Annotated in this window: 11 protein-coding genes; 8 read left to right on the forward strand and 3 right to left on the reverse strand. The window is 28.3% G+C overall.

The annotated features are described in order from the left end of the window. The 4 genes from G324_RS07910 to G324_RS0100020 form a co-directional block, all read left to right on the forward strand. A partial coding sequence (locus G324_RS07910; protein ID WP_281172277.1) for a sigma factor-like helix-turn-helix DNA-binding protein occupies window positions 1-3,352 on the forward strand: 3,352 nt, incomplete at its 5' end. After that, window positions 3,349-5,178 carry a hypothetical protein gene (locus tag G324_RS07520; protein ID WP_162146754.1) on the forward strand — a complete coding sequence of 610 codons (1,830 nt, stop codon included), beginning with the start codon at window positions 3,349-3,351 and terminating at the stop codon, window positions 5,176-5,178. The genes G324_RS07910 and G324_RS07520, both read left to right, overlap by 4 nt. After that, the gene (locus G324_RS0100015) at window positions 5,165-6,046 is read left to right on the forward strand and encodes a hypothetical protein (protein WP_025724359.1); all 882 of its coding nucleotides are present in this window, start codon (window positions 5,165-5,167) and stop codon (window positions 6,044-6,046) included. Before G324_RS07520 ends, G324_RS0100015 begins: the two co-directional genes overlap by 14 nt. A 2-nt stretch (window positions 6,047-6,048) precedes the next feature. Then, window positions 6,049-6,777, forward strand: a complete 729-nt coding sequence (locus G324_RS0100020; RefSeq protein ID WP_025724360.1) for a DUF6339 family protein — start codon at window positions 6,049-6,051, stop codon at window positions 6,775-6,777. Here the strand turns inward: G324_RS0100020 and G324_RS0100025 are convergent. Next, window positions 6,774-8,171, reverse strand: a complete 1,398-nt coding sequence (locus G324_RS0100025; protein ID WP_025724361.1) for a Sau3AI family type II restriction endonuclease — start codon at window positions 8,169-8,171, stop codon at window positions 6,774-6,776. The genes G324_RS0100020 and G324_RS0100025 overlap by 4 nt on opposite strands. A gap of 126 nt (window positions 8,172-8,297) precedes the next feature. Here G324_RS0100025 and dcm point away from each other — a divergent pair, with 126 nt between their 5' ends. Continuing rightward, window positions 8,298-9,536, forward strand: a complete 1,239-nt coding sequence (gene dcm, locus G324_RS0100030) for a DNA (cytosine-5-)-methyltransferase (RefSeq protein ID WP_025724362.1) — start codon at window positions 8,298-8,300, stop codon at window positions 9,534-9,536. Between the two features lie 161 nt (window positions 9,537-9,697). Here dcm and G324_RS08125 read toward each other — a convergent pair whose 3' ends face one another. Beyond that, window positions 9,698-9,832, reverse strand: coding sequence for a hypothetical protein (locus G324_RS08125; protein WP_281172278.1), 135 nt, complete (start codon window positions 9,830-9,832; stop codon window positions 9,698-9,700). Between the two features lie 305 nt (window positions 9,833-10,137). Here G324_RS08125 and G324_RS0100040 point away from each other — a divergent pair, with 305 nt between their 5' ends. After that, the gene (locus G324_RS0100040; RefSeq protein WP_162146755.1) at window positions 10,138-11,253 is read left to right on the forward strand and encodes a trypsin-like peptidase domain-containing protein; all 1,116 of its coding nucleotides are present in this window, start codon (window positions 10,138-10,140) and stop codon (window positions 11,251-11,253) included. Window positions 11,254-11,322: 69 nt separating this feature from the next. Here the strand turns inward: G324_RS0100040 and G324_RS0100045 are convergent, their stop codons facing one another. Further along, window positions 11,323-12,261 carry a GGDEF domain-containing protein gene (locus G324_RS0100045; RefSeq protein ID WP_025724364.1) on the reverse strand — a complete coding sequence of 313 codons (939 nt, stop codon included), beginning with the start codon at window positions 12,259-12,261 and terminating at the stop codon, window positions 11,323-11,325. Window positions 12,262-12,482: 221 nt separating this feature from the next. Here G324_RS0100045 and galE point away from each other — a divergent pair, with 221 nt between their 5' ends. Together galE and G324_RS0100055 are read left to right on the forward strand one after the other, a co-directional pair. Then, window positions 12,483-13,475 (forward strand): UDP-glucose 4-epimerase GalE, encoded by a 993-nt coding sequence (galE, locus tag G324_RS0100050; RefSeq protein ID WP_025724365.1) that lies wholly within the window; start codon window positions 12,483-12,485, stop codon window positions 13,473-13,475. 168 nt (window positions 13,476-13,643) lie between these two features. Further along, on the forward strand, window positions 13,644-15,035 hold the full coding sequence (locus tag G324_RS0100055; RefSeq protein WP_025724366.1) for a dicarboxylate/amino acid:cation symporter: 1,392 nt from the start codon (window positions 13,644-13,646) through the stop codon (window positions 15,033-15,035). The last annotated feature ends 16 nt before the right edge of the window (window positions 15,036-15,051 follow it).

Here is a 15,051-nt window from a genome sequence, read left to right on the forward strand (position 1 = left end):
ATTCAACTTAAGAGAACTTCAAAGTTTATTATCAGATTCATTTAACGAAGTACTTCCAACATTAATCTATTATAAATTACCAAGAAGTATTGAGGACTTATCACTTTCAAATGAAGTTGTAAATGTCTTAGAAATTGTAGGTATTAAAGATTTAGAAGCATTAATAAAATATGACAAATCAATACTTTATCACATGTTTAAAGATGATGAGTTTTTACTTAATGAAATTAGCAATCTACTTAAGTTTTATGAAGAAGATCCTTTAATTGTAGAAACCTCTGAAACTGATAACAATAAAATACCAATTGATACATATTCAAATTTCTCTAAAAAAGAAATCATTGAGATTTTAAGGATACCTGTTGAAAAATTAAAAATTACCAAAGAAACTTACGATATGTTAAAAGCATCAAGTATTGAAATATTAGGTCATATTAATAGATTTAATTTAATAGATATACAGTTTATGATGGGACATTTATTTGAAGACCTTTTACCTATTTTAGCGTACTATAAAATGCCGAGAGAACTTGATAAACTATCACTAAAAAGTGAGGCAATTTCAATACTTGATAAAGCTGGAATAAGAAACACTAAAACCTTACTAATGCATGATTTAGAAATGCTTAGATATATATTTAAAAATAATGAAAATTTGCTGTATGAAGTTCAACAAATAGTGGAAATCTATAATAACTATAAAGATATTGATGAAAGTTCAATTATTGTTAAATATAATAGTTCTAATGTGAATAGCAACGACAGTCGAGGTATACTCGATGTATTATATAAACTTTATCCCGAATTTAGAATAAAACAAGACATCAAAGATTTAAACAATATATTCAAAGAAGGCATTCTTGTAATAGGGTGGGAGGAATTTACACGTGTAATTTATAACCAAAGTGAAATTAATAAACAGTTAAACTTGAAGCCTTTTAATGACTATATTCAAAATAAGTTTAATGAGTTTAGAAGATTCCACATAGTGAATAGATTGTTTCTCACAATACCGGAAACAAACTACGTCTTTAAGGAAGATAAGCGGACATATTTTGACAGAATGTATGATTTCTTCACAAATACAACTATATTTTTCATAGACTATAAAGATAGATTAAGGTTGGATTTATCTAAGAAAGCGATGATGAAATTAATTGAACAACTCACATTCAAGACTGTTAGCAATGAACGAATGGATGAAATATATTTAGATAGGATACAAACTTATTATGAAGAATACCAGAATGTCAATTCTAGTGCTATCTCTAATCTTATTCATAGTAAAAATGAAGTTCTCTGTTTCATGAATAGTGTTCAAGAAAATAAACTTCTATTTAAACAGTCGATAGAATTATTAGCTAAATATCAGACACTTAATGTAGCTATTGAAGGCCTGCATTCTGATAATAATCAAATTTTATTAAACAAAATTCTTCCTGATAGTTTGTGTGATTTACTAAAAGAAAAAAACATAAAAAGTCTAAACGATTTCAAACAGACTAACATCAAAGAAATTCTACAACCCGAAGAAATAAAAGTCTATTTCGATGAATTATATAATGTAATTTTAGATTTTAATAAATCATATAAAGATGAAATATATGATTTACTTTACGAATTGTCAGATAACCTGACAGAAAAAGAATCATTTGTTTTAATGAATAGGGCGAAAAATAGAACTTTACATGAAATTGGTGCAAAACTTGGGGTAACTCGAGAGCGAGTGCGCCAAATTGAATCTAAGCAATATCAAAAATTATCAACATCAAAAGCTAAGTCCCATATAGTAAGGATTCTAAAAAGTGTTCTAGGAGAGGTTTCAATTATCACAAAAGAACAGATAGATGAAATTGGTAAAGATCTTGACTGGTTGTTTGATATACTAATGAAAAACAATTGGAATCGCTCGACAAAAGGATATTTGTTAGATAGTAATGACTATGAAGTGTTAAAGTTAAAGTATTCAGAACTGGAAGAACACTATTCAATTGAGGATCTTGAATATGCTAATCTTGATGAGGTTTCAAGATTCTTGATTGATAGTAAATATCATAGATTAGGAAAGCATTATTTTAAAAAGAAGCCAAACAAACCTGTTGAATATAAAATAATCATCGAAAAATATTTTAATGAAGGTCTACATATTTACAATCAGAGTCATATCGAAAAATTTAAGCGTCACTATCAGTATGAATATGAAACTAATAAATTAGAAGATATGAGCGATCGTGCATTTTCAGGCAGAATCGTTGAAGTTAAAGGTCTTGTACCTGTTGATAGAGGATTCTACAGAATGCAAGCATATGAATTACCACGAGATTTAGTGGAAAAATTAAGAGCAGATGTACTAAAGTCTCAAAGTTTAATGATTTCTACACTTTATGCACAGAACAAAAAGGATTTAAGAAAGGCTTCTATTGAAAATAGGTATCAATTACATGGCGTCCTAAATAAATACTTAAGTGAGTTCCATTTAAATAGAGACATGATTTCTGTTAGTCAGAATCATCAAGCTTCAAGTACAGAAATCCTTGATGTATTATTTCAAGGGGAACCTTCAGTAATTAGTATTAGCGATATTAAAAAATCAATACCGGGTATAACAGATATAGTTTTATATAGTTATCTAAATAACCGTGGCGATTATTTAAGTATGGAAAATGGTATATTAAAACATATCAGAGAGTTTACTTTGAATCAAACAGATCAACATGAAATTAGACTTAAAATTTATAATATGCTTAAATTACGTGGTTTTATTACAATGGATGCTTTATATGATGAAATTATTGGGTATGAATTCTACCATATTATTGAGCAAAACCAGATTACCAATAGAAGAGTTATGTATAACTTTATTCAATATTTTTATAAAGATCAGTTTCAATTTACTAAATTTACAATTCTCCCCTTAGGAGAAGAGTATGTCAGTGTTGAAAATCGAATCATTAATATAGTAAAACAACATAATAAAATACCAATAAAGGATTTAATGGAACAAATTGAAAAAAACGGGATTAAAATTAACAGTAAGCAAAATATATTGTTATTGACATATAAACAAGGATATTTTAGGATTGATGACAATACTATTGTTAAAAAAGAGTTGCTTCAATTTCCAGATGATTTAATAGAACGTGTTGAGAATTTACTTATCGATAGTATGTTGGGTAATAAGATAACCACAAACCAAATCACTAATTTTAATCATTTTCCCAATATAAACATACCTTGGAATAAACATCTTTTGGGAAATTTAATGATTAACTTTAGTAAAAAAATTAAAGTTAAAGATATTAGTAAATCATATTTAGATGTAGAATTTGAATTTAAGGAGAAAAATAAATGATAAAATGGCATTTTCCGTTAAGTCAGAATGTAAATAGAAAGGGTCTTAATGATTCAGGCATTGAGACATTTAAAGGTCAATTACTAGAATCATTAACTAGAGAAATTATTCAAAATACACTAGATGCTAAATTAGATGATAAGGATTTTGTTATTATAGAGTTTGACCACTTTAAAATTAAAACAGATACATTTCCGGATAAACAGGGATTTGTAAATAATTTACATGAATCACTCATTGAAGGAGAAAGTTTAAAAGACTCCAAGACAAAGGATTTTTTTAATTATGCTATAAAACTATTTGAAAAGGAAGACTTAATATTCTTAAGAATTAGTGACTTTCATACGACTGGATTAACAGGGTCTCGTGAAAGAATTTCAAGCAATTGGAATAACTTGGTAAAGTCAACTGGAATATCTGATAAAGGACAATCCGCAGGTGGGTCATTTGGCATCGGAAAAAATGCACCTTTTGCATGTTCAAACTTTCATACAGTATTTTACTCAACATTAGATTTACATGGTATTGAAGCATATCAAGGGGTAGCAAATTTAATTTCGGTTTACAATCATGAAAAAAATGATTATACACAAGGAATAGGACAGTTGTCAGAGTCTGTTAAACTAGATCCAGTACACGAACAGCTTAAAATACAACCAGGTTATATAAGAACGACTCCCGGTACGGACATTTACATTGCCGGTTTTAGTTTCCCTAAGAAAGAATTTGAGGAAGGAATTATCAGGGGTGTATTAGATAACTTTTTATATGCAATCCACGAAGAAACACTTGTTATAAAAATCAATGAATTAAAAATAGATAAGCAAAGTTTAGGTCGAATTGTTCAATATCATAAGTCCGTTCTAAAACTTGAAACTATTGAGCTTTTTGAACTATTATATTCAAAAGAGACAACTTGGCATTACGATTTTAAAGATAATCAAGCAAAGTTGGCAATTTCTCTTTCAGCTGATGGATCAAGAAGAGTATCAGCAATTAGAAAACCTTGGATGAAAATCCAATCACTTGCAGGGTTTTCAAGGGGAATAGAGTTTAAAGGTGCTTTTATTATAGTAGGAGATAAGCTCAATAAGCTCCTAAGAATGATGGAAAATCCACAACATGATAAATGGGAAGTAGATAGGCTTGATAAAAATCTAAAATCTATTGGAGAAAATACACTTAAGGAAATAAAAAAATATATTAATGAAAAGGTTCAAAGCTTAATATCTATTAATTTAGAAGAAGAACAAGAGGTATATGGTGCTGCAGACTATATTACTTTAGTAGATGAAGATAAAAAAAGTAAGGGTAGAGTTAAAGAATCTGTTACTAGTGTTCAGGTTAAAAAAACTCGAACAGTTTTAAATCCGCAAACAGTATATGATTATGGGATGACTGATGCTATTGTTGATGCTGATGGTGAAATACCTGATTTTGAGACTGTTATTAAAACAGGTGAGAAGCATCAAACACCTGACTCTGATGCTGAAAAGATTACTGTAAAGCAAGGTAAACATGTGAGTATTAGGCAAAATCAAATTAAACTATTTAGAGATATTAAATCAAACAACATTCACCTACATTATAAATCAACAAAGGACGTAAATAGTGTTCATTTTGCTATACATGCATTAGATGAAGAAGGTACTAAAATTAAGAACCTACTCGAAATAGTAGAAGCATATCAAGAAAACGAGAAGTTAGAGACTGTTGGTCATATGATATATAAAGTAAGATTAAATGGTAATATATGTGACATAACATTTAAAATAAATATAAAAGAATCACTTAGTTTAGGGGTAGATGTATATGAGAATAGTTGATAAATATTATGGATATCCAGTCATTTCACATAGTTCGGATGATTTTAATAGTGTATTTGACATACAAGTAGACTCAATCGAGTTACCAGATGAAGAAGTTCTCCTAGTTAAAACAGTCATTGAATTAGAAGATAGAGAAATACTCAAATTAATTAGTGAAAATAAAATCGTTTTTACAATACATTTTGAAGAGTCTAAAACTTGTTATAGAGAAATCGTTCAATTTAAAACTCTTAAAAATGAGTTTAAAATACCTTTTGGGAAAGTAAGAGATAAAATAGAGGTGTGTGGATTTTTAACTACAACAACTGAAATAAAAGGTTTTAAATCAGACAATATGCATCCATTTTATAAAAATATGGAAGTTAACTATGAACCATATCAAATAATAGGTTTTTCTTCAAGTATTGTCATAGATTTGGTAAAGGAAGAGGATGAAATCAAGGAACCAAAATCTATCTTTGCGATTATTTCAAACAAAGATGAAAACTCGAAAACTTATGAATTAGATTGGAATGAAAATCGTATAATAATAAAGATGCCTGAAAACGATTTTAAAATTTATGGACAATTATCAAGCAGGAATTTATTGCAAAATCAAACACAAGAAATTCTTTTAGCTAAAATAGTCATGCCAGTAATGGTTGAAGCTTTTAATTTATTGAAGAATTCCATAGATCTTTATAGCAATTTATTGTGGTTTAAATCTATTGTTAAAACATTCAAGGATAAAAACATCAATATAGAAAAAGAACTCGATAAGGAATCTTTCGATGCTTATAAATATGCTCAAATTTTATTTGATTCAATCTATCCAAAAGCTTTACAGCAAGTAGTGGATTTAATTAATATAAGAGAGGACATTTAATTATGAAATTGATTAAACATGAGGTTTTATATGCTATAAAGAAAAATCCGGGATATTATTTTAATCTTTTTACAAGTGGGAAAATAGATGATGTGCTCTCAAAAGAATTTACGAGTTCTTTTTTCAATCAAAGTGATTTTACATATAATAAATTGGATTTTGACATGAGCATTACTGATTCCGGAAAAATTAGAAGGAAAACTGATTTAAATAATTCTATTGAAATATATAGTAAGTATCAATATTTAACAGAATCACAGGCATCAGATGAGCTTTTTTGGGCAAGTTTAGCTTTATATGAAGATAATTTAAATTACATATTTTATAGATGGGATAAAACAGTAAAAACTATAAAATATAGGATTACTTATCATGCTAGTGGTAAAAGAGGTTATATGTATCACGGCCTTGCTAGACCATGGTGGTTTGCACATTTAACATATGATAGCACACATGAAGATCCATATCATTTAACTAGATTCACCTATGAATATCCTCATATTATGGAAAAGATGATTTACAGAAATTTTTCAAATTCCTCAAAAATTAGAAAGGTAGTAATTGCTAGTATAAAATCATTCATAGAAAAAGGTGGAAAATATTCCACCTCTAAAATAGATAAACTCTATAGATATGTTGGTGTCTTGGGTAGTAACAAACTACTTGATTTGTATGATGAAAAAAATCTGAGTGAGATTTTAGTTAATTATTTAGAATCACTAGAAGTTTAATTTGAATTATCTGAAAACAGATGATTAATAATTTTTAATATATAACTGTTGTTTAGCCAAAAGCTTTGTTTGGTAAAAGTGGTTGACTTTGTAAGCTGATCTGGAACCGGGAGCGGGTACACATCAGCTTTATTTTTTGCATGTGGTCTTACATGTGCTACAGGATTATCAGTTGCTTTAGGAAAAAAATTTCTGGTTATTTTCCCACTTTTCTTTATTATTTTTCCCTGCTTTATTAAATTTACAGTTTCGTGCCACACATCATGAAGATTATTGTCAATATCATGAATAGGCATATTCCAGAACCTTACTCCTCTAAAAAAGTAATCATTCCCCTGTTTTTCGAAAAGTGAAAACATGAATTTAGTAGACTCAAAATAATCCCTTAAATAGGAATCCTCCCACGTTTCTTCAATTATATCTGTGAATTTAAAGGTATTGAAAGACATGTGTTCCTTAATTTTATTATTTTCTTCAAGACGTATTGTTTTGGGTATAATATTTGCTTTTAAAAACTCTTCAGTCTTAGATATCTTTGTGTTTTTTAAACCTAACATACTAGATAAAATCAACTCATTTAAATTTTTTGATTTAGACGAAATATTAAACAACCTAATTAATTCACTTTGAGATTTGTTTAAATATTTATTCGTTCTGTTTACTATTAAATTTTCAAATCCTAACTTTTCTAATTCAACACCATCAACCATCATGTCGATATATTTATCAATTGGTTCTTTATTGAATAATCTAGTCATATAGCTGGGTTTTAAACTATAAGCCCTCTGTTTAGCTCTATCTGGTGAATTGGGTTGTGTACGAAGGCTTTGTGAATTAACACCTTTAGTACATGCGGCCAAATATAAGGTATCTGCTTCCGATATTTCATGAGCTCGCCCATCTTTAATTTTTTTGTGAATTGTTTCCCAATCCCTTTTGATAATTGTCAAATCGGTTTTTAATTCTTGAAAATCTATTAATAAATCTTTTAGTATAATATAGTCTAAATTACTTATATCAGGTTGATAAAGATAGAAAAAAATGTATAAGATAGAGTTTTTTGACCAAAAAGAACTTGTATAGAATGTCTTATTGAGCTCCTCATGATAATTAATTATGTTTAATACCAACCGCTCTTTAGCGGAATAGGTGCCATTTTTAAGTTTTCGAACTGGTGTAACTTTGAGTTCTGTTTTAGCTAGCTTAAAATCAGGACTAGAATCGCTGTTAGGAGTAATGTTATAAACATGTCTTTCAATAAAATGACCAAAGCCACCTTTAGTGATGATGCTGCCATCCTCATTAATTTCACGAAAACTTTTATTTAGAATGCTCTTTCCAATTTCACATATTTCCTGTATTGTTAGTTTTGAACCGTCTATGTTGTTCAACATTATATTACCTCCCCTAAATTATATTACAAAATTAACGACAATACTTGATCAAACTAAATTATTTTGTTATAATCATTGTAACATTATTTATAATCATTTGTATAAGTATAGAAATAGGATGACAATATGAAAAAGACAGTTGTAGAATTATTTGCTGGAGTTGGCGGATTCAGAGTAGGATTTAACTCCGTTAAATTAAGTAAAAAGGGCAAGACTATAGAAAAACCTAATTTTGAATTTGTATGGGCAAATCAATGGGAACCCTCCACGAAATCTCAAGATGCTTTTGATTGTTATCAAAAAAGATTTGGACAATCTAGGAATCATACTAATGAAGACATTTCTAAGATAGATAAAAAGAGTATCCCAAATCATAGTGTACTTGTAGGTGGGTTTCCATGTCAAGATTACTCGGTTGCAAGAACATTAAGTAATGAAAAAGGTATTCAAGGCAAAAAAGGTGTTTTATGGTGGCAAATTTATGAAATTTTAGATGTGAAACGTCCTCCTTTTGTGTTACTTGAAAATGTTGATAGACTATTGAAATCTCCCTCTAAGCAAAGGGGTAGAGATTTTGGTGTTATGTTAAGATGTTTAGATGATTTGGGTTATGCAGTAGAATGGCGAGTTATTAATGCAGCGGATTATGGATTTGCTCAAAGACGTAGGAGAGTTTTTATTTTTGCCTACCACAAATCTACTAATTACTATAACCAAATGATAGATAATAGTTCTGAAGACATAATTATGAAAAAAGGGATTTTCGCTACTGAGTTTAGAGTGTATGATAATGTCAAACAGTTTAGAGCGGCAGATATTAGACCGGAAATTTACAAAGATTTAGTAGACGTATCGGATAAGTTTGAATCTCAGTTTCTCTCAAGTGGTATTATGGTAGAAGGTATTGCATTTTCAGCAAACACAGAACCAATTACTAAGAAATATAAGACTTTAGGTCAAGTTTTAGAAAGAAATGTTGCTGAAAAATATTATATTAAAAACCATGAAAAATTTGAATATTTGAAAGGTTCTAAAAAAATAGATAGAGTTAGTATTAATGGATATAAATACGTTTATTCTGAAGGTAGTATGTCATATCCTGATAAATTAGATTTACCAGCTCGTACCATGTTAACTTCCGAGTCATCAGTCAACAGAAGTACACATGTTGTAAAAGATTTAGATACTAATAGACTTAGATTCATTACTCCTATAGAATCGGAGAGATTAAATAATTTCCCGGATGAATGGACAAATACTGGAATGACAGATAAGCGACGATATTTTATGATGGGAAACGCTCTTGTAACTGGTATACCTGAAAAACTAGGTAAAAGAATATCCGAAATAATTGATTTAGAATAGATACCTAATCTGAAACAAAAAAAGAATACAGTTAATTTGTTATTACCATGTTATAATTAAATTAAGATAAACAATTAAATAAAGTAAGTACTTAATAACGGGGATAATTATGGATATACTTAACAAAATAGAATTAGCAATTCAAAAATCATATGGTAAATCTATTGATTGTCTTTTTCTACTTGATAATTAAATGTACCATCGATATATAGCTTGGTTGAATCGATGTTATCATTTTTAATTAAATATTGGTTATGTTCATAAAATATCTTTTCAAAATGATCACTTAAATACATACTATAAAATCTTTAATATAATTTTCTGCTTAAGTAATTCTTTTAATTTTAGAATTTGCTTATTTAATGAGCATGCTTGATACGCCTTATTCATTGATGTGCATTTATGAGTTTATTTCATCATTTATACAAATGTAATCAATAAAATTTAAATTATAAATATATTTTCATATATCCAATAAAACACCTTTCTTAATTGTATAGTATATGAAGAACAATAATACTATATTTTTATAAGGTGTTTTTTCATATAAAAACACATGTGATAAAATAATATAAAGATGATTAAAAGGATGGTAAACAAGATGAAAAATAAAACATTTATACTTATATATCTATTTATAATCTTATTTTTGGTAGGATGTAGTCCGTATCAGTACATACCAAGTATGGATTTACCGAATAATGATACTGAAGAAAAATACGAAGAAATAATACCACCAATTGATGAAGAAAACCCAGTTATGGAAGAAACTCATAACCCTACCGAACCTGATCTAAATTTAGAAGATAATATACCTAATTCTACTAATGAAGTAGAAAACGAAATTCATATTAATTTCTTTGTTGAGGATAAACTATATAATCAAATAGATGTAGCAAGCATTGATGATATTATTACACCCGACATTCCAAGTAAAGAAAACTATATCTTTATAGGTTGGTATACAAATAATGATGAATTATTTGATTTTGATGATGCAGTAGCTGGAACAACAAACCTCTATGCTAAATATTCAGTTGATTATTTAAAAGTTATTAATAAATTATCAACTGAATATATGTCTACAAATGTAGAGATACACACCAAACATTGGAATCCTCAATTTGGTAGCTTTGGTGAAAAAGATATTGTCTATGGTACCGGTAGTGGCATAATATTTTATAATATGGATGGAATTTATTTTGTTCTAACAAATAACCATGTAGTAGAAAAATTAAATAGAGTATATCATGAGTATCAAATAGAAGACTATAAAGGAAATGTCTATAATGCAAATCTCTATAAGGGATCTGAAAGTTCAGACTATGATCTTGCTATTCTTTATTTTGAAGCACCAAATGAAAGTTTAAGAGTATCTAGTTTTGCTAGTGATAATCCAAAAATAGATACTGAAATGATTTCATTAGGTAGACCACATGGTCAAGATAATACAATTACTTTAGGAGTTATAAAAAGTTATCAAACAATTACTTTAAGTGATGATGAAAAAACAACTTCAAATGTTAAATTTGAAGTTATTAGACATAGTGCACCAATAGGACCAGGTTCTTCTGGTGGGGCGATTTTAAATATGAACTTTGAAATTATAGGAATAAACTTTGCTGGACCTAAAGATACTTTATTTAATGATTTATCTTATGGTTTTAGTATTCCTGTAAATGAAGTGAAAAACTATTTAAATATATACTTTTATTGATAAGTTATTAAGTAAAAATCCATATCTGAATTGATATGGATTTTTTAATACCTAAATACGATATTTATTTTAGAACTTGTACTGGTTTTTACCGTTTTTCTTAGCTTGATACATTAAATCATCAGCATGATTAATCAGTTCATCTAAACTCATTTTTGAATCATACTCAACTATACCTAAACTACCAGATACAGGTAGTCCATGACTAAATTTATAATTTCTAATACTTTGAATTAAGTTTTTTGAAAACTCAATAGATTTAGCTAATGTTGTATTAGGAAGGATAATAAAAAATTCATCACCACCATAACGATAAATTCTATAGCTTGTTTTAGATTCTTTTTCAATGACTTCAACAAAATCAACTAAAATATCATCTCCCATTAAATGGCCAAAAGTATCATTAATCGATTTAAATTCATCAATATCAATCATTACTAAAGAAAAAGTTTTATTATTTTTATTAATTAAGGTTTCTAAATCCATATAAAGCATGCGTCTGTTATAAACCCCTGTTAATATATCATGTTCAGCATAATATCTGAGTTTATCTTCCATTTGGCGTGCCTCTGATATATTAAAGACAATACCATCTAATATAAGTGGATTACCTAACTCATCTTTTTTTGATATAACCCCTCTATCATAATACCAAAGATAATGACCATCTTTATGACGAATTCTATATTCAACCTCATAAGCAGGAGATTTCCCTTTTAGGTGATTTCTCATATTATCCATAACAGCATCATAATCATCAGGGTGTAGTTTTGATGTGAAAAACTCAAAACCAATATCAGCTATATCTTTAGGATTATAACCTAGAGTTGATGCTTTTAAATCATTAAAAATCACTTTATTTTCTTTCAAAAACCAAGTCCAGTGACCAAGGTTACCAGCCCACTTAAAGTTAATACTTTCATCATGCTCTACTTGCTTTAATCTAGCTTCTAGCTTAGTAATATAACTAATAAAGTCACTACTTGTCCAATCTTGATATTTTTTCATGGGCTATCCTCTTTCTTTGAAACAATAAATTTAAATTTACACTTAATTATAGCAGTTTTATAGGAATAGATTTTATATTTTATTTTTATGTTTCAATTATTATATGAAAAAATAATGATAGTTTTGTATATTTTAATACTAATACTTAACTAATTGAGCATTAACTTTCTTTTATGTTAAAATAATTATGATACAAACGATTAATTAAACGAGGTGTAGTAATGAAAGTATTAGTAACGGGTGGTACAGGATATATTGGTTCACATACAGTTGTAGAATTATTAAATTTAGGACATGATGTTGTAATTGTTGATAATTTATATAATAGTCAATTGGATGTATTAGATAAAATATTAAAAATATCAAATTCTAAAGATCTTAAATTTTATGAAGCAGATTGTAAGGACTATGAAAAGCTTGATGAAATTTTTAAATTAGAAAAATTTGATTCTATCATACATTTTGCAGGTTATAAAGCAGTTGGGGAATCCGTTTTAAAACCACTCATGTATTATGATAATAATTTAAATACAACAATCACTTTAGCAAGATTAGCTGAAAAATATCAAATAAAGAACTTTATCTTTTCATCATCAGCAACAGTTTATGGTGAACAACAATCACCACTTAATGAAAATTTAGAACTTAAAACCACCTCTAATCCATATGGTGAAACAAAAAAGATGAGTGAAAGAATTTTATCGGATTTTTCAAAAAACAATAAAGATATGCATATAACATTACTCAGATACTTTAATCCAATTGGTGCCCACGAAAGTGGTTTAATTGGAGAAAAACCTCAAGGTACACCGAATAACTTAATGCCTTATGTAACTCAAGTAGCTAAAGGCATAAGAGAAAAATTATTTGTTTTTGGTAATGACTATGATACTGTTGATGGTACTGGTGTAAGAGATTATATCCATGTGGTTGATTTAGCTAAAGGGCATATTGCAGCATTATTAAATGCTCATAAAGGCTTAAATTTTTATAATCTAGGATCTGGTATTGGTACATCAGTTTTAGAACTCATTCAAACATTTGAAAAAGTAAATGAAATAAAAGTTCCATTTGAAATAGTAGATCGTCGTCCTGGAGACTTAGCAACTGTTTATGCAGATGCAAGTAAAGCTAAAAAAGAACTTAGATGGGAAACTAAAAAAACATTAGAAGATATGGTTAAAGATTCTTGGTTTTTTGAAAAGAATTTATAATTAAATATTAATATAATTTAAGGGGTTATAAAACTTTCATAACCCCTTTAAATATGGTTATTTTTTGACAATTTAAAAATAATTTATTGAGTCAATGCATAAGGCAATTAAATTATGAACCAAGTCACTATAATTATGTATACAAGACAAATAAAAAAGGTGGATTATATGTTTAAAAATTATGAAATAGACAGTATAGGTAAAGGTATACTTTATATTGTTACAATTTTAGTTATTGGACTTCTATATTTTTTAAAGAAAAAACATGTGAAGTTTAGTCAGAGAGTATTAGTTGGTTTAGGACTAGGTGTTTTAGTGGGATTCTTACTTGGACCAATTACTACAAATTTCTACTTTTATGAGGGAACAAATACAACACCTTCTGTAAGAGTTGCAAGTATTATTGAAGTCATACGTCCAATTGGTCAATTATATTTAAGACTTATACAAATGATTGTTGTACCACTAGTATTAACATCAATTATTAAAAGTTTTACATCCATTAATGATTTAACAAAACTAAAGAAAATAGGAACTAAAACACTGTTTTGGTTACTATTAACAACAGCAATCGGTACTGTTATTGGATTTGTGTTTGCTACTTTATTTAATTTAGGTAATGGCTTTGCTGTTGTTGGTGCTTATACACCTAAAGCAATTAAGTTTGTTGAAAATGTCATATTAGATTTCTTCCCTAATAATTTATTTGGGGCATTAAGTGGAAATGTTGTTATACCGGTTGTAGTATTTGGTTTAATTGCATCAGTTGCAATATTAAGAGAAATGAAAAAGCATCCAGAAAGAGTAGAACCTTTTTTAAAATTTAATGAATCAGTTAATAGAATTATGATTCAAATTACTAAAATGATTATGAACCTTACACCTTATGCAGTATTTTCATTTATTGCATTTGCAGTTGCAAGAAACAGTATAAATGGATTAGGTCAATTAGGAATATACATCTTAGTAATGTATCTTGCAATGCTTGTTCACTTTATACTTGTTCAATTAGGACTTATTAAAGCTTTTGGATTAAGCCCTATTCAGTTTATTAAAAACTTCGCACCAGCAATGACTATTGCTTTTACTACTCAAAGTAGTTATGGTACACTACCTGTTACCACACGCGTATTAAAAGAAAATGCAGGTGTTTCTGGTGGTGTTGCTGACTTTGTTGCACCAATTGGTGCTAATGTTGGAATGAATGCCTGTGGTGGAATATTTCCTGCAATGGTTGCAGTTATTACAGCAAACGCATATGGTATTGAACTAAGTGTTATACAAATGTTTTTATTAGTTGTTACAACAACAATTGCAAGCATTGGTATTGCAGGGGTTCCTGGTATTGCTACAATTGCAGCAACTGTAACACTATCTGCAATGGGACTACCTATTGAAGGTATTGCACTTATTGTTGCTGTTGATCCACTTGTTGATATGGGTAGAACAATGGTAAACGTTATAGGAACTGGAGTTGTTTCAGTAATTGTTGCCAAATCAGAAAATGAAATTGATTTAGATATATATAACGCTTCAAACGAGAAATTTGTTCAATCATAATTTAATTTAAGATCTA

The organism is Acholeplasma granularum ATCC 19168, assembly GCF_000526235.1.
Classification (GTDB): domain Bacteria; phylum Bacillota_I; class Bacilli_A; order Acholeplasmatales; family Acholeplasmataceae; genus Acholeplasma; species Acholeplasma granularum.